The following is a 21,714-nucleotide window of genomic DNA, read 5'->3' as shown; positions in this document are numbered from 1 at the left end:
AGCATGCAACGGCGGACCGCCCGGGCCCGCCGGCTGCATGCGCTCAATCGGATTGTACCTCTTCCTGCGGGCCGCAAGGCCCTGTCATGCAGGGTGTGGCAGGCACTATGACGAACGAAGCTTGCTGGAGGCTGGCGTCGAATTCGCCAGCGTCATGTCGAGAAGATCGTAAACGGCCTCGTCCTCGGCAGCACGCTCCTCAAGGCCGCGCGCCTCCTCCATCCGCTCCTCGAGCCGGTCGCCCTTGGTGCGCTCCTTCAGGATTCGCGATTCGTGCGTGCGCTGGAGGTTGGAAAGCTGCTGATCGCGGAACATCAGCCGCGAGAACCGTTCCGAATAATTGCGGGCGAAAGGACGATGCAACTCCGACAGCGACGTGATCGCATCCATCACCATCGTCATCGATTCGCCGACGTCGGCGCGCTGGCGCGTCGTGTCGGCCAGATCGTTCTCGGCGATCTTCTCAAGATGGCGCTGCACCGCCACGAGGCGTTTCAGCTTGTCGGATTTCCTGTCCTTCGCCATGCGGCCCCTGCCCTACTGCCCGATGAAGACCGGCCCGAAGCCGTCGGCGAAGAGACGCAGCATGGCCGCTATCGCCAGATAGAGAAGGAAAATGCCCGCCATCAGTGAAAACGGCGTCGCGATGAAGTAGATCGGGATCTGCGGCGACAGCTTGTTGATGAGGCCGACGGCGAAGTTGAACATGATGCCGAAGATCAGGAACGGGCTGGCAAGCCGCAGCATGATCATGAAAACCTGGCTGAGCGTATCCGTGAGCGTGATCAGCATCTTCTGGCCGCTGACCAGCGTGCCGACCGGCATGACGTCGTAGGAATCGATCAGCGCCTTCATCACCACCTGGTGGAAATCCAGCAGGAACAGGACCATCAGGCCGGTGAAGGTGATCATGTTGGTCAGGGCGGTTTCCGCCGTCTCTTCCAGAATATCGGTCCCGCCCGGCGACATGAGCATCATGGAGGAGCCGATCACCGCGCCGGTGAACTGGAGGCCGAGGACGTAAAGACGGGCGATCATCCCGAACATGACGCCGATGAGGCTTTCGCTGACGATCAGCACGACATAGGCGCCGGGATCGGCGGCATTGATGCGGGGGTAGACCATATCCCACATCAGCGGGAGGATGGCCATCGTGACCGCCAGCGACACCATGAGGCGGATCATCACCGGAATTCGCGCCGATGCGAAACCCGGCAGCACCATGAAGCAGGAACCGATACGGCAGAAGAGCAGAAAGAGCGCCAGTACCGATCCCTGCGGGTCCGTTATCATGAAATCGATCCGAGTATCTTGATGTCGATCCCCTTCGCCAGTTCCACATGCGACAACACGGGCAGCGTGGAAAACAGTCGCTCGATGATCATGCGCACATAGGAGCGCGTTTCGGGCGACGTGACAAGTACGAAAGGCAGGCCACGATCCATGAATTCACGGATTACCCTGCTCGCCTGCTCGGAAAATTCCTCGAGCTGGCGGGGATCGATATCGAATTCGACGACCTCGCCCTTGGCATCGCGCTTCAGCGCCTGGTGGAAGACGAGATCCCACTTGGAGCCGAGGCGGAGAACACGCAGCGTGCCGTTGTCGGCCAGATCGCCGCAAAGCTGCTGGGCCATGCGCACGCGGACATGCTCGACGATCTGCTCGGTCTTGCGGACGTGGGGCGCCAGTTCCGCCACCGCTTCGAGAATGAGGTGCAGGTTGCGGATCGAGACGCGCTCGGCCAGCAGCAGCTTGAGCACGGCCTGCAAGCCCGAATAGGACATGTGCGAGGTGCAGATCTCATCCGCGAGCTTCTTGTATTCCGGGTCCAGACGCTCGATTAGGATCTTGACGTCCTTGTAGGACAGAAGCTGCGGCAGGTTGTTGCGGATCACCTCGCTGACATGGGTCAGCACCACGGAAACGTTGTCGATGGGGTGGAAGCCCTCGCGCTTCAGGTCCTCCACGAAGGTCTCCATGACCGACACCGCCGGCATGCCGAAGGCGGGTTCGCGGATCTCGTCGCCCGGAACGGACGGCTTGCGGCCCGAGCCGGTCACGACCAGCACCTCGCCGACGCGCAGGACGTTGGAAGCGACCGTCGTGCCGTGGATGCGGATCTGGTACGACTTGTCCGGGATGGCGATATCGTCCGTGACCTTGATTTCGGGAACGACGAAGCCGTATTGCGCCGCGAACTTCTTGCGCATCTTGCCGACGCGGAAGGCGAGTTCCTGATGGGCGCCGAGAAGACGGGTGGAAACCTGCTTGCCGAGCGCCAGCTCGATTTCCGTCGACCGCAGCACGTTCTTGACGCTTTCGCGCTCGGCTTCCTTGTTCTGGACGACCTTCTTTTCTTCCGTTTCGCGCAGGAGCCGGTTGTCGGCCTCGATCTGGCGCGGGATGAACCATGCGCCGAAGGCCATGATCAGGCCGAGGACGGTGAACGGCAGCAGCGGCAGGCCGGGAACGAGCGCCAGGATGAACATCAGCGCCGCGGCGACGGAAAGGGCGCGCGGATAGCCCGAAAGCTGGCTGACCACCGCCTGGTCGGTGGAGCCGCGATTGCCGCCGCGGGAGACCAGAAGGCCGGCGGCGAGCGAGACGATGAGCGCGGGAACCTGCGACACGATGCCGTCGCCGACCGAAAGCTTGACGAACACGTCGGCGGCTTCGCTCACCGGCATGCCGTGGCGGAAGACGCCGATCAGGATGCCGCCGACGATGTTGATGGCGGTGATGATCAGGCCGGCGATGGCGTCGCCGCGCACGAATTTGGAGGCGCCGTCCATCGAACCGAAGAACGAGCTTTCATCTTCAAGCTCGCGGCGGCGGCGCTGCGCTTCCTTCTCGTCGATGATACCGGCGGAAAGGTCGGCGTCGATCGACATCTGCTTGCCGGGAATGGCGTCGAGGGTGAAGCGGGCGCCGACTTCGGCGATACGCGTCGCGCCCTTGGTGATGACGATGAAGTTCACCGTGATCAGGATCAGGAACACGATCAGACCGATCATGAAATCGCCGGACATGACGATGCTGGCAAAGCCGGCGATCACGCCGCCGGCGGCATCGTGCCCCTCATGGCCATGCGAGAGGATGACGCGCGTCGTGGCGATGTTGAGCGCCAGCCGCGTCATCGTCGCGATCAGGAGAACCGTCGGGAAGGACGAGAAATCCAGCGGCTTCTGTATCCACAGCGACACCATCAGGATCAGGACGGAGAAGGCGATCGAAAACGCCAGCCCCATGTCGATCATGATGACCGGAATGGGCAGGAACAGAATACACAGGATGAGAACTATGCCGGCGGCGAAGCCGATGTCACGGCCGTTCGGCACGGCCTTCGGAATGGTGATCGCATCGGTCTGCGCCATCGTTACCCCGTCTCTTCATGAGCGTCAGCGGCGCATGTGGCGCCATTCGGCGACAGGACTAAAGGTTCAAACTTGCGCGAGGATGGCCCGGCGGGACGGAAGACGGGAAAAGCCGGCGCAAACGCCGGCAACGTCTTCAGAAGCCCGATTGGATCCGGGAAAAGAGCATGTTCGTGAAAATGGACATCTGCCCGCCGATCAGCGGCGCCGACACGCCGAGCGCCAGCATGACGGCAATGATCTTCGGGACGAAGGTCAGGGTCATTTCCTGGATCTGGGTGAGCGCCTGAAGGAAGGCGATCACGACCCCCACGACCATAGCGGCCATGACGGCCGGGCCGGATGCAACGAGAATCGTCCAGACCGCGGCCTGGACGATATCGAGGGCGTCTGCTTCATTCATGAGACGACCGCTGCCTCCGAATCATTCAAGGGTCAGGTCTCAGTCTCGGAGATCTTGATGCCTTCCTCAACGAGAATTTCCTTGCCGTCCGTGGTCGTCGCCGTAACACCGTCGGAAGCGACCCTGACGGAAGCGATCACCCCGGAGGTCAGCCCGTCCACGCTCGTGATCGTCTTGCCGATATAGGACGCCGCGTTCGAAAGGGAACCGATGGTGATCAGGTTCTCCAGGTGCGAGTTCGTCTTGATGGACTGCTCGACCTGCGAGAACGTGGCGAGCTGCGAAAGCTGCTCGGATGCGTCCATCGGATCGGTGGGGTCCTGATTCTTCATCTGCGCCAGCAGCAGCTTGAGGAAGGAATCGTAATCCAGCGAAGCCGTCTTGGCGTCGGAGGAGGAAGCCTTGGTTGCGGTGGCGGTCGTCGTCGCCGTCGCGCTGTTGATGCTGTCTACCGCCACGGTGCGATCTCCCTGCGAATGTCGTCGATGATGGCCGGCGTGATTTCCTGGTTGGACAGGACGAGGTCTTCGGCCGGATAGAGCATGCGGATGGCCTTGAGCGCATCGAAGGGGCGCCCGGAGGAAACCATCGCGTCGATCCGCTTCAACTCGGCGAGAATCTCCTCGTTGCGGAAGCAGGACAGCAGCATCATGATCGACTTGCGGAACAGCGTCATCGACTGCTCCTTGCCTTCCGGATTGATGAGCATCATCTGGGCGATGAAATAAAGCTGGCGCAGCGGCGTCGTCGTGTCTTCCGGCTGAAGGAAGTGATTTTCCAGGAGGAAAGTCACGTCGTTGAGGAATTCCAGCGCGACCTTGCGGTCGACGCGCAGAACCGCGCCGTTGATGAAGATCTTTTCGCCGGACTTCAGCGAGATTCGGAGCGTACTTTTCATTTCAAGCCATCCCTGATGATGGTGGTTACGTCAATAATTCCCTGGTAGTTCGTCGATTCCCGCCGCCTGATGCGCTCGCATTCCTTCATGATCCAGATTGCGATGGAAATCAGGTTGGCGCGCAGTTCGACGCTCAACGCATTGTCCGGCTGCTTCAGGTCTTCGATGAAGCGAAGCCACACACGGCGCGTATAGAACAGGGCCTCGATGGATTCCCTCGAAAATCCGCCCCGGTCGCGGGCAGCGGCGAGAAGCTCGATCGACCGGTCAAGAACCTGACGTTCTCGCTCCTTGGCGTCGGCAACATCATCTGCCATGACTTCGGCGTAAGAAAACTGAAACATCGTGTTTCCTTCATGTTTACGGCCAGTCTCCCATTCATCGGGAGAAGTTCACGTCTCAGAGAAAGTTCACCAGGCTGAGCTGCTGAATTTTCGCGGTAATCGTGTAGGATGTCTCCAGTTGCGTCATCAGGGCCGTCAGACGCACATTCGCCTCGTACTGGTCGACGCTGACGAGATTCGACAATTGCGTGTCGATGATCGTCTTCTGGGTTGCCAGGGTCTCGTTGGCATTCTCGATGCGGGACTGCGACAGGCCGAGCTGGCTCTGTGCCGCATTGATGCCCGAGACCGCGGCGCCGGAAATCTCGACCACATTGTATTTGACCTGCGCCAGCGCATCCGACTGCATGTTCTCGCGGGTGAGCTGCGAGCCTATGATAGCCGAAAGAACAAGGTTCTTGAACCCGTCTCCGTTCAGGCTGGCCGAGGTCTTGACCGTTTCCGTCATGCTGATGCGGCTCGACATGACCGTATCGGAGGCATTCGTCCAGCTCGACCAGTCGAAAGCGGCGGTATAATCGGCGATGAACGCGTCCACGTCGTCGCCGGTCATGTCGCTGACGCTGCCAAGGCCGTTCGCCGCCAGATAGGTGTCGAGCGCGTCGCTGAAGTCCTGCTTGATATCGTCTATGAAACCCGTCGGCAGCGTCTGGGCATCCGTGTTGATGCCGGAGAAGACGAACTCACCGTTGACCGACGTCAGCGCGACGCCTGCGAAGTTCTCCAGTTCCGCGAGCGCCGTGTTGGCGGCGACGGTCGAGGACGTGCCGTCGCTGGCGCCGGTGACGCCGACGAACGTGTCGAGGATGGACTGGGCCGAGGCGGCCATCTGCCCCATCGCCAGCTGCGACGTCTCCATGCGCTGTGCGGCCAGCGCATTGGAATCGACGATCGACTGAAGGCGGGCGCTTTCGCGATTGAAATTCAGGCTCTGCGAGGTCTTCACACCCAGTTCGAGACCGACATCGTAGTAGGTGCCGGTCACGGACTCGTTTTCCAGCTTCACGGCTTCCTTCTGGGCATGCGACACCACCAGCTGGATGGCATTGCTGACCGAAAGGGACGAAATGGTGGAAGTTTTCATGATTTAACCCGTCGCTGCCATCAGCGCCTTCAGCATCTCGTCTATGGTCGACAGAAGCTTGGAAGCAGCCTTGTAGGATTGTTCGATATCGAGGAGCAGAATGAGTTCCTCGTCCAGATTGACGCCCGTATTGTTCGAATAGGCTTCGGACGCCCGGACCAGCATAGCGCCGGTCGTTTCACTCGCGGTCGTGGCGCTGCTACGGAATTCCTCGATCCAGCCGACCGTATCCGTCGCGTAGTCCAGAAGCGTCACGTTCGTGCCGAGCTTCGCCGCGCCGTCGAAGTCGATCGGAGCATCGAAGGCGCTCAGATAATCGCGCAGCAGATCGGAGAAGCCGCTGGCATCGTCGTCGTTGACACTTTCGCCGGAGATGTTGCCGTCGCGCAGCGTGAAGGGAGAGCTTGCCGCCGTGCTGGAAACCGTGATCGAGGATGCCAGGCCCGTGATGATTTCCGCCGTATCGAAATCGACGGCGGCGCCGGTTTTCGTGGTGAACAGGCCGGCGATCCTGTCGCCCGACGCATCCGTTTCGGCAAAGAGGGAGATCAGGCCGCGGGCGGTTTCGTCCAGCTGGTCCTGAATGGTCGGCAGAACATTGTCGCGCAATTGCAGCAGCGCCTGGAGGCTGCCGCGGGCCGTCGTGCTGGCGCCGTCGCCGGCATCGACCTTGACGCCGTCGATATAGATGCCGTTGCCCTCGCCGCCGGCGGCGAAAGCCACCGAGGCGGAGAAACTCACATTGCGCGGCACCGTTTCGAACAGCGTGGTGCCGGCGCTGGTATAGAGCGCCATGTCGTTGCCGCTGCGCACGTAGGTCGAAACGCCGATGATCCCGGAGATCTGCTTGACGAGGGCCTCGCGCTTGTCGATGGCGCTGTTCGGGTCCTGGCCGGTCGCGGTCGCCTTGATGACGGCGTCGTTGGCGACCTTGAACTCGGCCAGCAGGCTGTTGAGCGTCGCCACCTGCGTGGCGATCTCGTTGTCGGCCTCGACGCGCAGGGACTGCACGCCGTCGGACATATTGTTGAGCGAGTTGGCGACGTCCTGCGCCGCAGCCACCACCGACTGGGCCAGCGTGATGTCGCTCGGCGTCTCGGCATAGGTCGTCAGCGTGTCGCGGAACGTGGCCAGATAGGTCGACGGCGAGAGCGAATAGCTGTCGCCGCCAAGCAGGGCGCTGATCTGGTCCATCGTCGAAACCAGTTCCTGCTGGGCGGAATCGACCGAGGTGGAGTTCAGGACCTGTTTGAGGAGGGCGCTGTTCTGCGCCCTCTCCGTGGAGAGAATGACGGCGCCGCTGTAGATGTTGACGGATGTCGTCGCCGACCGCTTGTTATAGTCGGGATTGCTCGCATTCTGGATATTCGTGGAAACGACAGCGCTTTGGGCAGAAGTATTGTTGAAAATACTTTTTGTCGTATTGAGAGTCGATGCGAGTGACATCCGTCAATCCTTAAAGCTTGGAATTATCTCTTCAGGTTGATCAGAACGTCCAGAACGTCCGCACCGGTCTGGAACACCTTCGAGTTCGCGGTGTAGCTGCGCTGGGCCTCGATCATCTCCGTCAGTTCGTTGGCGAGATCGACGTTCGAGGTTTCGAGCGAGCTGGAAACGATGTTGCCGAAGCCGGGATCGCCGGCAAAGCCGAGGACCGCGGCGCCCGACGTGCTGGTGAGGCTGTAGACGTTGCCGGTTCCCATCGAGAGATTGTCCGGGCTGATCACCGTTGCGAGCGGAATCTGAGCAATCGGGAGCTGGGTTCCGTTCTCATAGACGGCATAGACGACGCCGGCCGAATCGACCGACAGCGCATCCAGAGAACTGGGCGCATTGCCGTTGTCCCTCGCCAGCTTGGAGAAGCTGTCTGCGTCGTATTGCGTCGTCTTCGACAGATCCAGCGAAATGCCGTCGATGTCGAGCGTCAGGTCCGTGCTGACGACCCCGTTGGTTTCAATCGAGGACAGCAGGTAGGTCGACGAATCGAAGTTCATCGTCGCCGTCGTGATGGCGGACGAGGCATAGGGGAAGCCCGTGGAACTCGTGGGATCCGCATCCGCCGCGTCGTAGACCGCCACTTCCCACGTGTTGTCGTCCGTCTTCGTGTAATAGACGTCGTAGGTTATTTCGGTACCGGCGTTGTTGTACGTGGTCAGCGAGCTTTTGAGCGTATAGACCGAATCCGCCGTATTGTCGGCTGCCGTGTCGTCCGCCGCCGCATCCACGACTTCGGCGCTCAGGTCCAGGTTGGTGTTACCCGTCGCACTGGTCGTGGCGACCGCGGTCAACTGATAAGCCTGCACCTTGACCGGCGAGAGATCCGAGAAGGTGTTGGCGATGCCGCCGACTTCGGTGCCGAGAACCGAGAAGCCGTTCGCGTTGACGAGATAGCCCTCCTCGTTGAGCGAAAAGGAGCCGACGCGGGTCAGGTAGGTGGCGCCCGCCGAGTTCTGCACCACGAAGAAACCGTCGCCGTTGATCGCAAGATCGGTATCGGAGGAGGTCGACGTCAGCGAACCCTGCTGGGAAACCGAGTTGACGACGGTGGTCGTCACGCCGCCCGAATTGTAGCTGCCGCTGCCGGATGGCAGCACGAAGGACGAAAACGCCGTCGAGACTTTCTTGTAGGCAGTGGTGTTCACGTTGGCGATATTGTCGCCGACCGTGCTCAGGCGGTTCGCCTGGGCATTCATGCCCGACACGGCAGTCTTCATCGTTCCGTAGATGCTCATCTGAGACCCTCGTTTCAGTCGTTGCATTCGAGACTATGCGGCGGGCCTTGCGTGAAGCTGGATGTGCTTCCGTTTTAGCCCCGCCCTTGTCCGCATTCCGATTTCCCGATTTCCGGCATGGCGCTCCGGCGACGATGCCGAAGATCGGAGTGAACCGCACGGCAAGCGATCTCGCGGACGCGCAAACCCGGACGGCTTGCCGGCGCACCATGAAGTCATTCTTTTATTTCGATTATTGTCGACTCTGCGTTCGTCTTCCCGGAGCTGGTCGACCCGACCGTCCGGCCCGTTTCGAAACGCATCGCCGGCCCTTGCCGGCTGCCCCGGAACCGTACCATTCACGGGGCCTTCAAGGAACATCCGCCACGGGTGGCGGATATCGGTCTCGGTCGCGCAGCCCTCTTCCAGAGGACCGCCGCGTCGCTCATTCCCAGTCGATACAGTAGCCGAGGAAGCGCTTGGAATCGACCGGGTCGAAACCCAGCTTCTTGCGCAGTTTCTTGCGCAGCTTGGAAATATGGCTCTCGACCACGTTCTCCTCGACTTCCTCGTCGAAGATGCCGTAGATCGCGTTGAAGATCTGCGTCTTGGACACGCGCCGGCCGCGGTTTGCGATCAAATATTCCAGAATGCGGCGCTCGCGGCGCGGCAGCGGGAAAACGTCGCCGTTGATTTCCGGATCGCGTCCATCGGAGAAGACCCGGATCGGACCGACTTCGGTGACGTTCGCGACGGCCTTCAGCCGGCGGCGGATCGCCGCGGCACGAGCCAGGATTTCCCGCGGGTGGACCGGCTTGCGGACGACATCGTCCACGCCACAGTCGAACAGCGCCAGCGTCGCCTCCAGGGAGGGCTGGTCGCTGACCGCGATCACCGGGGCCTGCGACCGGTCGCGAATGGCCCGCGGCAGTTCCAGCGCCCGCTCGCCCTGGCCAATCAGAAAGGCCTCGACGGCAGCGATATCGGAATCTGCTGCCGTGTTGACCCATTCGCCAAATTCACCGGGATCAAAACCTGTGGACGGAATTCCTTCGCGCCCAAAAAGAGATGTATAGCCGTCCTTAACGAGCTCGCGCTCATCAACCACTACGATCATTCGTCCGCCTCCGAATCAGTGTGGTGTTTTCGATGTACTATGGGTACGAATCGGACGAATCTGGAACAACTGGAGGAACTTACTGGGAGAAATTAATAATTGATTAACCATAATGCCATGATTTGGCCTAGATGTAGTAGGCCTTAAGGCGGAATAGCACTATTTTCGCGTGGAAAAGTTAACGGTTTTTTAACAAGAGTCTTGCAGTCACAAAATGCACGAAATGTTGCCTTATTTCGCCGAACACCGCATTGCGTGCGAATCAATAGATTAAAGGTTGCATTCAGCTACAGAAGCGTGAAGCTTCCGGCGTCCATTTTCCATAGCCCGTCGCGACCAGATTGCTGATGACGCGGCAGACATAGCGTTTCTGGGCAGGGTCGTTATTGGGACCGGCATGGTATCTGGCCACGGCCATCGTCCAGGTCTCATGCCTGTCGTGGAGCGATTTCAGGAAGCGTGCCGCATATTCCACATTCCGTCCCGGATCGAACATCTCCTGAACGGACGCGAATTCTGCGCCATGATAGTAATGGTTGATCTGCATGCAGCCGATATCGATCAGCCGGGCGCCGCCATTGCGGGCCTGGTTGAAGCGTGTCAGCGCCTCCGCCGGAGATTTCGCGAAATAGGCCTTGCCCTCGACGTTGAGCGCGAGCGGGCTCAGCGATCCCTTGCGGCCCGTCTCCGTCAGACCGACCGAGTACAGGATGCCTTCGGGAATGCCATATTTGCGGGCGGCGGCCTCGATCTGCCGCTCGCACGAGCCGCCGGCAGCCCAAGCCTCAGATGTAAACGTGGCTAGGGCGAGGAGCGCCAGCGCCACGCGCAGGGGCGAGGTTCTGTTCACTGTCATCGCTGCGTCCTGCTGCGACACCCGACTGGCCATCAGAGCCGTCCTGGCGCCCGTTCTGCGGTGCGCCCCGGTCGCCGTTGCGGCCGCCTTCACCGGCTGCCTGCTGCATGTTCTGCTGTTGCTGCTGTGCGAAACGGCTCGAAGCATCGCCACCGTCCTGGGAAGACGAGGCGCCCGACGCCATGCTGACCGTCACCTGATCGACGCTGAAGCCCTGCGACCGCAAGGCGTCGAGCATCGCCGAGGAATCCTCCCGCATTTCCCGATACGCCGCCGCCGTATGCACGGTCAGATGCACGTTGAGTTCGTCGCCCGAAAGGCGCAGCACCGCGGTCACGGTGCCGAGCGCGTGCGGATTGAGCTCCAGCTTCAACGTGTTGACGACCTGCCCGGTGCTGGATTGCTGGGCGGCGTTGGCAAGGCGTGCCGACGGGTGCATGGCACTGACCCATTCGTCGTTTCCGGCCAGAGCCGCCGTGAGGGTCGAGGAATTCGACGGTGCGTTGAAGCCGAGATAACGGCGCGTCTCGAGCACATTGACGGTTTCCGCCTGGCCGCTCGCCGGCGAGCGTGCCTCCACGTCGATCTGGCCGCTGGCCGTGCTGGCGATCTTCAGGTCGACGGATTGCCCCCGCCCTTCGCCGCGCGTCAGACGGAAGAGGCGATCGGACTGGCCATCCGTCGCCAGCGCCTCGCCCTCACCATTGGCGGTGCCGATGTCCACCCCGGCATCCTGCGTTTCCGCAGACATCCTGCCGGTATTGCCGATCTTTTCCGGCTCGCGCATGCCGTTGCCGGCATCCTGCTTCCGCTCGACGCGGTCGGTCACGTTGCCGCCGGCGGCCAGAAGGCCCAGAACATTGGTCAGCGTTTCGGCATCCGCCTTCGGCCCGGCATCGACCGTGGCGGCATCCCCGGTATCCGCCGTGTCCTTCGCATCCGGGGCGTCCGTATCGGGGGCGGTATCGGCCTTTGCCGCGCCGCTCTTCGGCGTGTCCACCTTTATCCGGTCGGCGATCTGCGTTGCGGTCCGGCGGTCCACCGTGAAGCCGCTATCGCCACCTGCCTTTGAAAAATCGGCACCCTTGATCCTGACCTTGTGGTCGGTCTTGTCGACCGTCTGCGTCTCCCCCGCCCCGGGCTTCCGCCCGGCATCGCGTTCACTCGCCGGCACGGCCTCGCCTTCGACGGGCTCGGGCAGAATGCGCTCCGTCAGCCCCTCGTCCGGCACCTGAACCTCCAGCTCCATTTCCGGTGCCTGAACGGTCTTGTCCGGCTGCTGTGGAACGTTCCTTGTGAACGTCGCATCGACCGCCGTCTGCAATTCGGCCTTGAGGCTCGCAAACGAGGATGGCCCGGCTGCCGCCGGAGCGATCTTCACGTTCGCCTTCGCGGCGTCAGCGCTGTCCGCATCCGTCTCGGCCTGTTCCGTTTCGGTGGAAACGGCGCCGCGGCCTGCTCCCTTGCCGCCGCGCTCATCCGTGTTCAACCCCTTGAGTTCACGCGAAAAACTGCCCTTCTCGGCAGTATCGCCTCCCTTGACGGCCTTACCGGATTTGGCGAAAGCCGCGGGCTCCGGCGCGGGCTTCACCAGCAGACTGAGTGCATCCATCATCTCGACATGCCTTTCTGCTTCAGGAGCGCGTCGATCGCATCGAGTTGCGAGCGACCGCGCTCGACGAAGGACTGGTATGCATCGTCCGCTTGCGGATCGGATGCGCCGCCGGCCGGTGTCTGCCCGGGGGCCGCGACCGGATCGTCCTTCACCTGTTCATCGACCGTATTGCCCTGCCCCACTTGCGTGTGGCTTGCAGGGACGGCCGGTGTCTGCATAATCTGTTCCGCGACCGCCCTTGCCGCGTCCCTGAGCGCCCTGTCGCGCTCGGAAAGCTGGTCGTCGGGAATATCGTCGATCGCCTTCACAGCACTCGCCACATCGCCGCTCGGAATCGCCGCGACATTGCCGTAGAGACTGCCCAGGACCTCGCGTCCGTCATCCGGCGCCGCAGAGGCCCGCGCCTCCGCTTCGGCCGCGGCATGGCGGGCGAGATCGCTCCTGCCGGCCAGCGTGGCGCGACGCGCGATGCGCAGATAGATTTCGCGGGCGCGCGCGGCGTCCATCATTTCGAGCGTCGCGGCGATATCGTCGTGTGTGACCGCGCCGTCATTCGCCACCACGAGCTGGACGAACAGGTCCGCGAACTGGCTGGCATAGGGCGAGTGCAGAAAGCGGCGCACATACCGGTTGGCCATCGCCAGCGCGCGCGGCACGAGATTGCTCTCGACCGAAATCGCCAGCGAGCGTCGCAACGCCGCCTCCTCGATGATGGTCCCGGGGGCCGTGAGCCGCGCCTGATCGAAGAAGGAGAGCGCCTCGTTCACGTTCGAACCGAGAAGGATGTTGCCGGCGACAAGCGCCAGATAGGCGCCGATCCTCGTGTCGCGATATTCCGGCACCATGTCGATCAGGCTGCGGGCGACCAGCGCGCCCTGTCCGTCGAAATACTTGCGCAGGGCGTCGATCACGCGGCTGTCGAAATTGCCCTCGATATCGCGCGCCACCAGATATTCGAGCGTCGCCGGATTGCCGCCGCTCATCGCATAGACCAGGGCGGCATCGACATTGCGCGGGTCGTCGAAGACCGAGACGGGAGCGGCACGCAGGCGCTCGTCCATCGTTTCCAGAATGAACCGCTGCATCTCGCCGGCGGAGTGGTCTCCCTGGGCAACCGAATCCTGCACGAACTGCAACGACCGCACGACCTTGTAGGGGGCGAGTTCGTCCTCGGCGGCGGCGTTTCCGCACAGAAGCGCACCGATCAGCAGGCAGGAAGGGAACCGGAACCGCTGGCTGTGTCTCGTCATGGGCTCAGCCGTCCTGAAGCAGGATTTCGATGCGGCGATTGGCCGGATCGAACGGATCGTTCGGCACCTGAAGACGCCTGTCGGCGAAACCGGAGACCTGCTCGATGCGCTTCTCGTCCAGTCCACCGCGCACCAGCATGAAATAGGCCGCATGCGCGCGATCCATCGACAGGCTCCAGTTGTCGCCCGACCTGCCGGTGAAGGGGCGTCCGTCCGTGTGGCCGCGAATGACGACCTGGCCCTGCCGTTCCTTGAGAATATTGCCGATCCTCTCCATCGCCAGCACCATTTCCCGCTGCGGAACGGCCGAGCCGACGGCGAACATGGCGCCGTCCTGCCGGTCCGAAATGGTCACGAGAAGACCGCCTTCCGACGGCGTCACGACGAGCCCCTCGGCCAGCCTGCCGCTGACGCCGGTCAATTGCTGCCTGATCTCATCGCCCAGATCGTCGGCCGCCCTTTGTTCGCGGGCGGTCTCGGCGGCCTGGCTTGCCGCCTCGCCGGCGTTCGCCGCCGTCCCGGCAGCGGCCCTGTCCGTTTCGGCCGGCTGACGGGCCGCGACGGTCTGCTCGGCTTCCGGCAGGGAACTGTCCTCGACCCTCGGCGCCTGAACCTTGGCGGCCTCGACCTGGCGGCTCCAGAAATCCGGATCGAAAGGATCGCGATAGGCTTCGCCGCCGGATGCTCCCGTGGCCGGGCCGGCATTGGCGGCACCGCCCTCGCCCCTGGCGCTGACATTGGCCTGCTGGCCGACTTCCTGGGCGATTTCGGCCAGAACCGCATACGGGTTCTGGAAGAGGTCGGCCTCGGAATAATGACTGCTGTCGCCGGAGGTCGCAGCCATGTCCTGGCCGGTTGCAGCGCTGCCGCCGATCTCCGTTTCCGTCTGGTCCTCGACCTTCGAGCGCTCGGCCGACTGCTCCCCGTCCGCCTGCTCCGACGGCTGCTTCAGCCCCCTCTGGGCCGGCGTGTCGTCCGAAAGCTTGATCGGGTTGAAATAGCTCGCGACGGAGGCCTTCGTCTCCTCGTTGGCGGCATTGACCAGCCACATCACGAGGAAGAAGGCCATCATGGCGGTCATGAAGTCGGCATAGGCGATCTTCCACGCGCCGCCGTGATGGCCGTCGTGGTCGCCCCTGTGCTTCTTGATGACGATGATCTCGTTCTTGCCGTGGTGGTGACTTTCGCTCTCGCTCATTCCATCACCTTCTCAAGGCCGGCGGCAAAGGCGCTCAATCGCGTCACCAGCACGGCCGTGCCGATCTCGGCCGTCAAATCCATTTCGGCGCTTTCCTCGAAATCGAGAAGCTCCGCCTTTTCGCCCATAAGGTCGGACAATCGCCGGAAGGCGGTTTCGGGGCCGCGCAGCCTGATGCGGGCAACCTCCCCTTCCTCGATCGCGCCCTTCAGCATGTCGGCAAAATCCTTGACCGCCTCGCGGGCGACCGCCTCGCTGAGAACGGGCACCAGCGCCTGCGCGGCAGCCTCGGTCACGGCATGGGCAATCGTCCCGGTCATTTCCGTAATGCGGCTGGCGATCATGGCAACGAGATCCGTTTCGCAACGCTCCCTGACATCGGCCATTTCCTTCGCATGGCTCTCCGCCAGCGCGGCCATTTCCGCCGCATGGCGCTCGGAAAGCTCGGCCATCGCCGCCTCGTGCTCCCGGGCCAGCGTCTCGCGCAGTTCGGCCTCGGCGTCGACGGACTCTTCCGGCTCGGGTCCGGCGACGGCGGGAAAGCCGAACGGCATCTCGTCGGACGGCAACGGCTCCGCGACCGGCGAGCCGAAATCTTTCAGGTAGCGGGCGATCATCGCGCTCATCATCGACCTCCGGAGCCGCGCGGACCGTCGTGAACGGCCCGCTCCGGCCGTCTCGAAACCCTGCTTTTCACCAAGGAACTCTCCAACTTTTGCTGACAGTCATCCCGGCAGGCACCGAACGGAGCCTTGCCAGAAGAAACCTCCTCCTGAGCCTAGGGCGTCAAACTTGTGCGAGGATGAAGATCGCTGCCGTTTTCTCCGGTCAGCCGAAGACGAGCAGGAGTTTCTTCATGTTGGTATTGACGAGCGAGACGGTCTCCGCCGCCAGCGACGCCTGCGTTTCCGCAGCCGTCACGCGCACGCTGACCTCCTCCATATTGGCATCGATCAGCCGGGACACGCTGGTCTTCAGCGTCTGGGCCATCGACTGGGCGAAGCTCGACTGGCTGGCAACCCGGTTCAGCATGTCGCCGAAACGGCTCGCAATCTCCGAAATATCCGCCATCATGGATTCGATCACGTCGATCATGTCCGCGATCTCGTCCTCGGTCGTGGTGTCGGTCACGGCGATTTCCGTGCCGCCGTCGCCCGGGGCGAGCAGGTAATAGTTGCGCGGCGTCGCGGTGCCGTCGGGATTAAGCTCATTCGCGTCGATCGACCGGGTCAGGAGGCCGCGGCCGGGGTCATAGGTATCGATCAGAATCGTGTCGGCAGCCGGGATGCCCTGCGTCTGGAGCTTGACGGAACCGTTCCCCGTTCTCTGGAAGGAGGTCACGATACTGTTCGTACCGGCCAGGGTGGCGTCGCCGTTCGTGAGCCAGTTGGTGCCGCTGAACTGCGCCGATATGACCGCCGTTTCGATCGCCTTCTTCGCGCCCTCGACCGCGACATTCGTCAGCGAACGGTCGACGCTCGAATCCGTTGCCGTGACCAGTGTCGCCCGAAGCGTCGAAAGCTGGTCCAGCACGGTGGTGATGGCGGTATAGGCGGTGTCGATCATCGCCTCGCTCAGGTTCAGGGCATCCCCGACGCTGGTGAGCGTGCTTTCGTCCGAGGTCAACGCATTGGCCACGGACCAGTAACCGGGATTGTCCTTCGCGTCGGAAATCTGCATGCCGCTCGAAAGGCGCTTCTGGGCCTCCGTCAACTGGGTGTTGGAAGACAGCAGCGTCTGCAACGCGGCGGATACGGAATTCGATGTCATGATCACATAAGACATGAGAGGAGGTCCCTGTACGGTCGACGGGAACATGCCGGGCTGAACACCGGCTGCGGCCTTCTGGCATTCATGCCGAAACCCTTCGGGGTCTCTGCCGCTCACTCACAAACAATCGGGAAGCGCTTCGCATATGGTTAATGAAACGGAAAGACTTTGGCAAGCACCCCGCGCGCCGCAAAGTGCCCTTCCTGCAACGGAAAGGCCGCATCCGGGGCAGATGCGGCCGTCCTGATCTCCAAGCGCCCGGTTTCAGGGCCCTGCCGCTTACTGGCGGAAGAGGGTGAGAATGTTCTGCGCGCTGGTATTGGCGATCGACAGCGACTGGATGGCAAGCTGCTGCTGCGTCTGCAAGGCGGACAGCTTGGCCGATTCCTCTTCCATGTCCGCATCCACCAGGCGGCTGACGCCGCTCTCGATGGAATCGGAAAGCTTGGAGGCAAACGTGTCCTGAAGGTCGATCCGCGTCGACAGGGCGCCGAGGGTCGCACCGGCCTTGTTGAGCGCCGTCATCGTATTCTCAGCGATCGTCAGGTAGGCGTCGATGTCATCCAAATCGTCGGTGCTCTCCAGCGTGATGCCATTGACGTCGCCGAGAATACCGCCCGTGCCGGCATCGACATCGCCGAAGAAAATGATGTCTTCAAGATCCACATCCGCCGTCGTGACCAGCACGGAACTGCCCTGGCGGATAAAGCCGTCGACCACCGTGCCGGTGGTGATGGGATTATCGCTGCCGTCCCTGCCCGTCAGCCAGTTCTCGCCGCTGAACGAGGCGCCCTCGGCGATGGAGCGGAGCTGTTCCTGCAATTTCTCGATTTCGAGCTGGATCTGATCGTTGTCGGTGCTGGTCTCACTGGCCGAGACCAGCTTGGCCTTGATCTCGTTCACAACGTCGATGGCGCTCTCGACACCGGCATAGGCCACGTCGACCTTGGCCGCGCCGACGCCGAGCGCATCGATGGCGGCGCCCAACGCCTTGTTGTCGGAATTCATGGTCGTGGAGATCGACCAGTAGGCAACGTTGTCCTTGGCCTCGCTGACGCGGTAGCCCGACGAAACACGATCCTGGGTAGCCTCGAGGTTGCTGTTGATGGCGCGTAGCGTCTGCAACGCGGACATGGCGGGAATATTGGTGATGATGCTCGTCATTTGAATACGTGCCCCTTAATTGCGGTCTCGATTCTTCAAGGGACATTCCGGGCCGGAACCGGGAACGGCGGTCAGCTCACATGCCTGTTAACCTGCGATGTGTGAATGGTTAACTCGCCGTTTCAATGATCACAGAAAACACTATTATGGTTAACAAACCTTAAAGGGGCCGGCGACTTATTAAAGTTTTCGAAAACTCCATTAAGTGAAATTAATTCAATTATTTAAACGCAACAGAAAACGGGCGGCTCTAAAGCCGCCCGTCAGACTGATGATCAAGCACCTGTCGTTCCCTTTCGTCATGCTCGGGCCAAGGCCGAGGGTGACGAAGAAGAGGATGCCAACGAAAAACGGGCGGCCATGTGGCCGCCCGTTGCGTTCGTCAAGTCTAATATCCTTAGCTGCGGAAGAGCGTGAGGATGTTCTGCGTGCTGGAGTTGGCGATCGACAGCGACTGGATGGCGAGCTGCTGCTGCGTCTGCAAGGCAGACAGCTTGGCGGACTCTTCTTCCATGTCGGCATCGACCAGACGGCTGACGCCGCTCTCGATGGAATCGGAAAGCTTCGCGGCGAAGTTGTCCTGAAGGTCGATCCGGGTCGACAGCGCGCCGAGCGTCGCGCCGGCCTTGTTGAGAGCGGCCAGGGCGGTTTCGACCGTCGTCAGGTCGCCAGCAAGATCGGTCGAGGTGGAAGCATCGATGGTAAGGACGCTCTCGAGAAGGCCACCCGTGCCGGTCAGGATGACCTCGGTAAGATCGACGGTCGCGGTCGTGACGCGGACGGCGCCGCCCTCACGGACGAAACCGTCGACCACGGTGCCTTCGTCGATATCGCCATCGGCGGTATTCTTGCCCGTCAGCCAGTTCTCACCGTTGAACGAAGCGCCTTCGGCGATGGACGTAAGCTGCTCCTGAAGCTTCGCGATTTCGAGCTGGATCTGGTCGTTGTCGGTGCTGGTTTCGCTGGCCGTGACCAGCTTGGCCTTGATTTCGTTGACCACGTCGATGGCGCTCTCGATGCCGGCATAGGCGGTATCGACCTTGGCAGCGCCGACGCCGAGCGCATCGGCAGCAGCGTTCAGCGCCTTGTTGTCGGAATTCATGGTCGTGGAGATCGACCAGTAGGCGACGTTGTCCTTGGCTTCGCCAACGCGATAGCCCGAGGAAACGCGGGCCTGCGTGGTGTCGAGGTTGGTGTTGACAGAACGCAGCGTCTGAAGAGCAGCCATTGCAGACGTGTTGGTAAGAATACTCGTCATGATACTATTGCCCCTTTAATCGGCACTATTTTACAAGGGACATCCCGGATCGAAACCGGTAACGGTAATCGGCTACATGCCCGTTAACCTTTACTTTACTGTCTGGTCAACTCACCGCTTGAATGACCCTATAAAACAGTAGCTTGGTTAACATCGAATAAACGCCGGTTTTTTTTTGAAATAAACATGCCCCACCATTTCGGAGGCAAAATTCTACATGACCGGTGAAACCATTCAGTAACGAATGGGCCGCCCCGAAACCGGGGCGGCCCACCTTTTTTCCAGATGCTCGCTTCCGGATTAACGGAAGAGCGTGAGGATGTTCTGCGTGCTGGAGTTGGCGATCGACAGCGACTGGATGGCGAGCTGCTGCTGCGTCTGCAGAGCCGAAAGCCGGGCCGATTCCTCTTCCATGTCGGCATCGACCAGACGGCTGACGCCGCTCTCGATGGCATCGGAAAGCTTCGAGGCGAAGTTGTCCTGAAGGTCGATGCGCGTCGACAGCGCACCCAGCGTCGCGCCGGCCGTGTTGAGAGCGGCCAGGGCGGTTTCGACCGTCGTCAGGTCGCCAGCAAGATCGGTCGAGGTGGAAGCATCGATGGTAAGGACGCTCTCGAGAAGGCCGCCAGTGCCGGTCAGGATGACCTCGGTAAGATCGACGGTCGCGGTCGTGACGCGGACGGCGCCGCCCTCACGGACGAAACCGTCGACCACGGTGCCTTCGTCGATATCGCCGTCGGCGGTATTCTTGCCCGTCAGCCAGTTCTCACCGTTGAACGAAGCGCCTTCGGCGATGGACGTAAGCTGCTCCTGAAGCTTCGCGATTTCGAGCTGGATCTGGTCGTTGTCGGTGCTGGTTTCGCTGGCCGTGACCAGCTTGGCCTTGATTTCGTTCACAACGTCGATGGCGCTCTCGATGCCGGCATAGGCGGTATCGACCTTGGCAGCGCCGACGCCGAGCGCATCGGCAGCGGCGTTCAGCGCCTTGTTGTCGGAATTCATGGTCGTGGAAATCGACCAGTAGGCAACGTTGTCCGATGCCTTCTCGACCTTGTAGCCCGAGGAAACGCGGTTCTGCGTGGTATCGAGGTTGGAGTTGATCGAACGCAGCGTCTGAAGCGCGGCCATTGCGGACGTGTTGGTGTTGATGCTCGTCATTGGAGTGTCCCCTAAACGCGTGACTTTGGTGAGGACATACCGGACTATATTGCTATTACCGGTGATGACGGACCGGCATCATGCCACTCGGTTCCGCTTTCGTTTGGAAGACCAAACCCGTCATGTGGGGTCAATTTTGCAGCCAAAGCTTGCCAACCCGTTAAATCCAGCCCCCTCCCCGGCCCCCTGCCGTCGGCATGGTTAAGAATTGATTGCAAACGCTTTTCACCGGCTTCAAGCAAGCTTCCGCCGGCATCATCCGGGGTCCGTTCCTGAAGGAGAAACATATTCCATGCCAAAACGGATTCTTCTGGTGGGAGCCGGGCTTTCCGGCGCGGTGATCGGGCGGGCGCTTGCCGAAGCCGGCAACGCCGTGACCGTCATCGACGAGCGCGCGCATATCGCCGGCAATTGCCACACCGAACGGGATGCCGAAAGCGGCATCATGGTCCATGTCTACGGCCCCCATATCTTCCACACGGACGACGACCGGGTCTGGGACTACGTGAACCGGTTCGAGACGTTCATGCCCTATGTGAACCGGGTCAAGACCACCTCGGCGGGCAGGGTCTACTCCCTGCCGGTCAACCTCCACACGATCAACCAGTTCTTCGGCAAATGCTTCCGGCCCGACGAGGCCAGGCAATTCATCGAATCCCTCTCGGACACGTCCATCGCGGAGCCGGGAACCTTCGAGGAACAGGCGCTGCGCTTCGTCGGCAAGGACCTCTACGAGGCGTTCTTCAAGGGCTATACGATCAAGCAGTGGGGCTGCGACCCGAACGACCTGCCGGCGAGCATCCTGAAGAGGTTGCCGGTGCGGTTCAACTACGACGACAACTACTTCTTCCACCGCCATCAGGGAATGCCGGCAAACGGCTATACCGGCATGATCGGCAAAATCCTCGCCCATGAGGGAATCGAGGTTCACCTGAACCGACGCTTTTCCCGGTCAGACGCTGCCGAATTCGATCACGTCTTCTATTCCGGACCGCTGGACGGCTATTTCGATTGCGAACTCGGTCGGCTCGGCTACCGGACGCTCGACTTCGAGATGTTCCGTCACGACGGCGACTATCAGGGCTGCGCGGTGATGAACTATGGAGACGCGGAGGTTCCCTATACCCGCATTACCGAGCACAAGCACTTTTCCCCGTGGGAAAAGCACGAAAAATCCGTATGTTACAAGGAATATTCACGGGCATGCGGGCCGGACGACATTCCCTATTACCCGATCCGGATGGCGGAGGAGAAAGCGCTTCTTGGCCAATATGTGGAGCGCGCGCGACGGGAGCGGCAGGTCACGTTCGTCGGTCGGCTCGGAACCTACCGCTACCTCGACATGGACGTCACGATCCGCGAGGCGCTCGACGCCGCCGAGGCCTATGTGCGCAACGGCGGAGAAATCCCGCCGTTCATCGTCGATCCGACCTAGAGCATTTCCGCTGAACACGAGTTCACCGAAAATGCTCTATCTCTTTGTTTTTACCGCATTGTCCGACGCCGAAGCG

At 61.5% G+C, this 21,714-nt stretch carries 21 protein-coding genes; 1 reads left to right on the top strand and 20 read right to left on the bottom strand.

Annotated elements, in window-relative coordinates; genetic code table 11:
* Positions 1–105 precede the first annotated feature (105 nt).
* The 20 genes from NOF55_RS03345 to NOF55_RS03250 all read right to left on the bottom strand — a co-directional run bounded on the left by NOF55_RS03345 (position 106) and on the right by NOF55_RS03250 (position 20,203).
* Positions 106–525: a hypothetical protein gene (locus NOF55_RS03345; protein ID WP_306409886.1), complete on the bottom strand. Its 420-nt coding sequence runs from the start codon at positions 523–525 to the stop codon at positions 106–108.
* A 12-nt stretch (positions 526–537) separates the two neighbouring features.
* Positions 538–1,293 (bottom strand): flagellar biosynthetic protein FliR, encoded by a 756-nt coding sequence (fliR, locus tag NOF55_RS03340; protein WP_306409885.1) that lies wholly within the window; start codon positions 1,291–1,293, stop codon positions 538–540.
* Positions 1,290–3,377: a flagellar biosynthesis protein FlhA gene (gene flhA, locus NOF55_RS03335; RefSeq protein ID WP_306409884.1), complete on the bottom strand. Its 2,088-nt coding sequence runs from the start codon at positions 3,375–3,377 to the stop codon at positions 1,290–1,292. Before flhA ends, fliR begins: the two co-directional genes overlap by 4 nt.
* 136 nt (positions 3,378–3,513) lie before the next feature.
* Positions 3,514–3,780, bottom strand: coding sequence for a flagellar biosynthesis protein FliQ (gene fliQ / locus NOF55_RS03330; RefSeq protein WP_306409883.1), 267 nt, complete (start codon positions 3,778–3,780; stop codon positions 3,514–3,516).
* A 32-nt stretch (positions 3,781–3,812) separates the two neighbouring features.
* Positions 3,813–4,238 carry a flagellar hook assembly protein FlgD gene (gene flgD, locus NOF55_RS03325; RefSeq protein WP_306409882.1) on the bottom strand — a complete coding sequence of 142 codons (426 nt, stop codon included), beginning with the start codon at positions 4,236–4,238 and terminating at the stop codon, positions 3,813–3,815.
* Entirely contained in the window at positions 4,229–4,678 is a 450-nt protein-coding gene (gene flbT / locus NOF55_RS03320) for a flagellar biosynthesis repressor FlbT (protein ID WP_306409881.1), read from the bottom strand. The genes flgD and flbT overlap by 10 nt, the downstream gene beginning before the upstream one ends.
* Positions 4,675–5,022: a flagellar biosynthesis regulator FlaF gene (gene flaF / locus NOF55_RS03315; protein ID WP_306409880.1), complete on the bottom strand. Its 348-nt coding sequence runs from the start codon at positions 5,020–5,022 to the stop codon at positions 4,675–4,677. Before flaF ends, flbT begins: the two co-directional genes overlap by 4 nt.
* A 55-nt stretch (positions 5,023–5,077) precedes the next feature.
* Positions 5,078–6,106, bottom strand: a complete 1,029-nt coding sequence (locus NOF55_RS03310; protein WP_306409879.1) for a flagellar hook-associated family protein — start codon at positions 6,104–6,106, stop codon at positions 5,078–5,080.
* Positions 6,107–6,109: 3 nt separating this feature from the next.
* On the bottom strand, positions 6,110–7,552 hold the full coding sequence (gene flgK / locus NOF55_RS03305) for a flagellar hook-associated protein FlgK (RefSeq protein WP_306409877.1): 1,443 nt from the start codon (positions 7,550–7,552) through the stop codon (positions 6,110–6,112).
* A 23-nt stretch (positions 7,553–7,575) separates the two neighbouring features.
* Positions 7,576–8,838 carry a flagellar hook protein FlgE gene (locus NOF55_RS03300; RefSeq protein ID WP_306409876.1) on the bottom strand — a complete coding sequence of 421 codons (1,263 nt, stop codon included), beginning with the start codon at positions 8,836–8,838 and terminating at the stop codon, positions 7,576–7,578.
* Between the two features lie 424 nt (positions 8,839–9,262).
* Positions 9,263–9,934, bottom strand: coding sequence for a transcriptional activator Rem (gene rem / locus NOF55_RS03295; protein WP_306409875.1), 672 nt, complete (start codon positions 9,932–9,934; stop codon positions 9,263–9,265).
* A gap of 283 nt (positions 9,935–10,217) precedes the next feature.
* Entirely contained in the window at positions 10,218–10,790 is a 573-nt protein-coding gene (locus tag NOF55_RS03290) for a transglycosylase SLT domain-containing protein (RefSeq protein WP_306409874.1), read from the bottom strand.
* Positions 10,720–12,405, bottom strand: a complete 1,686-nt coding sequence (locus NOF55_RS03285) for a flagellar hook-length control protein FliK (protein ID WP_306409873.1) — start codon at positions 12,403–12,405, stop codon at positions 10,720–10,722. The genes NOF55_RS03290 and NOF55_RS03285 overlap by 71 nt, the downstream gene beginning before the upstream one ends.
* Positions 12,402–13,655 carry a chemotaxis protein MotC gene (gene motC, locus NOF55_RS03280; RefSeq protein ID WP_306409872.1) on the bottom strand — a complete coding sequence of 418 codons (1,254 nt, stop codon included), beginning with the start codon at positions 13,653–13,655 and terminating at the stop codon, positions 12,402–12,404. The genes NOF55_RS03285 and motC overlap by 4 nt, the downstream gene beginning before the upstream one ends.
* Positions 13,656–13,659: 4 nt before the next feature.
* On the bottom strand, positions 13,660–14,853 hold the full coding sequence (locus tag NOF55_RS03275; protein WP_306409871.1) for a MotB family protein: 1,194 nt from the start codon (positions 14,851–14,853) through the stop codon (positions 13,660–13,662).
* Entirely contained in the window at positions 14,850–15,479 is a 630-nt protein-coding gene (locus NOF55_RS03270) for a hypothetical protein (protein WP_306409870.1), read from the bottom strand. The genes NOF55_RS03275 and NOF55_RS03270 overlap by 4 nt, the downstream gene beginning before the upstream one ends.
* A gap of 202 nt (positions 15,480–15,681) precedes the next feature.
* A complete protein-coding gene (locus tag NOF55_RS03265; RefSeq protein ID WP_306409869.1) occupies positions 15,682–16,638 on the bottom strand; it encodes a flagellin N-terminal helical domain-containing protein in 957 nt (318 codons plus the stop codon).
* 264 nt (positions 16,639–16,902) lie between these two features.
* Positions 16,903–17,787 (bottom strand): flagellin N-terminal helical domain-containing protein, encoded by an 885-nt coding sequence (locus NOF55_RS03260; RefSeq protein ID WP_306409868.1) that lies wholly within the window; start codon positions 17,785–17,787, stop codon positions 16,903–16,905.
* 397 nt (positions 17,788–18,184) lie between these two features.
* The gene (locus NOF55_RS03255; protein ID WP_306409867.1) at positions 18,185–19,045 is read right to left on the bottom strand and encodes a flagellin N-terminal helical domain-containing protein; all 861 of its coding nucleotides are present in this window, start codon (positions 19,043–19,045) and stop codon (positions 18,185–18,187) included.
* Positions 19,046–19,345: 300 nt separating this feature from the next.
* Complete coding sequence (locus NOF55_RS03250) at positions 19,346–20,203, bottom strand: flagellin N-terminal helical domain-containing protein (RefSeq protein WP_306409866.1); 858 nt, start codon at positions 20,201–20,203, stop codon at positions 19,346–19,348.
* Positions 20,204–20,495: 292 nt separating this feature from the next.
* Here NOF55_RS03250 and NOF55_RS03245 point away from each other — a divergent pair, with 292 nt between their 5' ends.
* Positions 20,496–21,638 (top strand): UDP-galactopyranose/dTDP-fucopyranose mutase family protein, encoded by a 1,143-nt coding sequence (locus NOF55_RS03245; protein WP_306409865.1) that lies wholly within the window; start codon positions 20,496–20,498, stop codon positions 21,636–21,638.
* Positions 21,639–21,714: the final 76 nt, after the last annotated feature.

It is taken from the genome of Ectorhizobium quercum, assembly GCF_026552795.1.
Lineage (GTDB): Bacteria > Pseudomonadota > Alphaproteobacteria > Rhizobiales > Rhizobiaceae > Ectorhizobium > Ectorhizobium quercum.
The sequence above is the reverse complement of the archived record's forward strand: the minus strand, read 5'-3'. Positions and strand labels throughout refer to the sequence as shown.

What these genes read in the sequence shown, in the direction of transcription:
- NOF55_RS03255 (WP_306409867.1), bottom strand. Translation starts at nt 19,045, where the DNA reads ATGACGAGTATTCTTACCAACACGTCTGCAATGGCTGCTCTTCAGACG.
- flbT (WP_306409881.1), bottom strand. Translation starts at nt 4,678, where the DNA reads ATGAAAAGTACGCTCCGAATCTCGCTGAAGTCCGGCGAAAAGATCTTC.
- fliR (WP_306409885.1), bottom strand. Translation starts at nt 1,293, where the DNA reads ATGATAACGGACCCGCAGGGATCGGTACTGGCGCTCTTTCTGCTCTTC.
- NOF55_RS03310 (WP_306409879.1), bottom strand. Translation starts at nt 6,106, where the DNA reads ATGAAAACTTCCACCATTTCGTCCCTTTCGGTCAGCAATGCCATCCAG.
- NOF55_RS03245 (WP_306409865.1), top strand. Translation starts at nt 20,496, where the DNA reads ATGCCAAAACGGATTCTTCTGGTGGGAGCCGGGCTTTCCGGCGCGGTG.
- rem (WP_306409875.1), bottom strand. Translation starts at nt 9,934, where the DNA reads ATGATCGTAGTGGTTGATGAGCGCGAGCTCGTTAAGGACGGCTATACA.
- NOF55_RS03285 (WP_306409873.1), bottom strand. Translation starts at nt 12,405, where the DNA reads ATGATGGATGCACTCAGTCTGCTGGTGAAGCCCGCGCCGGAGCCCGCG.
- NOF55_RS03260 (WP_306409868.1), bottom strand. Translation starts at nt 17,787, where the DNA reads ATGACGAGCATCATCACCAATATTCCCGCCATGTCCGCGTTGCAGACG.
- motC (WP_306409872.1), bottom strand. Translation starts at nt 13,655, where the DNA reads ATGACGAGACACAGCCAGCGGTTCCGGTTCCCTTCCTGCCTGCTGATC.
- NOF55_RS03345 (WP_306409886.1), bottom strand. Translation starts at nt 525, where the DNA reads ATGGCGAAGGACAGGAAATCCGACAAGCTGAAACGCCTCGTGGCGGTG.
- flhA (WP_306409884.1), bottom strand. Translation starts at nt 3,377, where the DNA reads ATGGCGCAGACCGATGCGATCACCATTCCGAAGGCCGTGCCGAACGGC.
- NOF55_RS03270 (WP_306409870.1), bottom strand. Translation starts at nt 15,479, where the DNA reads ATGAGCGCGATGATCGCCCGCTACCTGAAAGATTTCGGCTCGCCGGTC.
- flaF (WP_306409880.1), bottom strand. Translation starts at nt 5,022, where the DNA reads ATGTTTCAGTTTTCTTACGCCGAAGTCATGGCAGATGATGTTGCCGAC.
- NOF55_RS03290 (WP_306409874.1), bottom strand. Translation starts at nt 10,790, where the DNA reads ATGACAGTGAACAGAACCTCGCCCCTGCGCGTGGCGCTGGCGCTCCTC.
- NOF55_RS03250 (WP_306409866.1), bottom strand. Translation starts at nt 20,203, where the DNA reads ATGACGAGCATCAACACCAACACGTCCGCAATGGCCGCGCTTCAGACG.
- flgK (WP_306409877.1), bottom strand. Translation starts at nt 7,552, where the DNA reads ATGTCACTCGCATCGACTCTCAATACGACAAAAAGTATTTTCAACAAT.
- NOF55_RS03275 (WP_306409871.1), bottom strand. Translation starts at nt 14,853, where the DNA reads ATGAGCGAGAGCGAAAGTCACCACCACGGCAAGAACGAGATCATCGTC.
- fliQ (WP_306409883.1), bottom strand. Translation starts at nt 3,780, where the DNA reads ATGAATGAAGCAGACGCCCTCGATATCGTCCAGGCCGCGGTCTGGACG.
- NOF55_RS03300 (WP_306409876.1), bottom strand. Translation starts at nt 8,838, where the DNA reads ATGAGCATCTACGGAACGATGAAGACTGCCGTGTCGGGCATGAATGCC.
- NOF55_RS03265 (WP_306409869.1), bottom strand. Translation starts at nt 16,638, where the DNA reads ATGTCTTATGTGATCATGACATCGAATTCCGTATCCGCCGCGTTGCAG.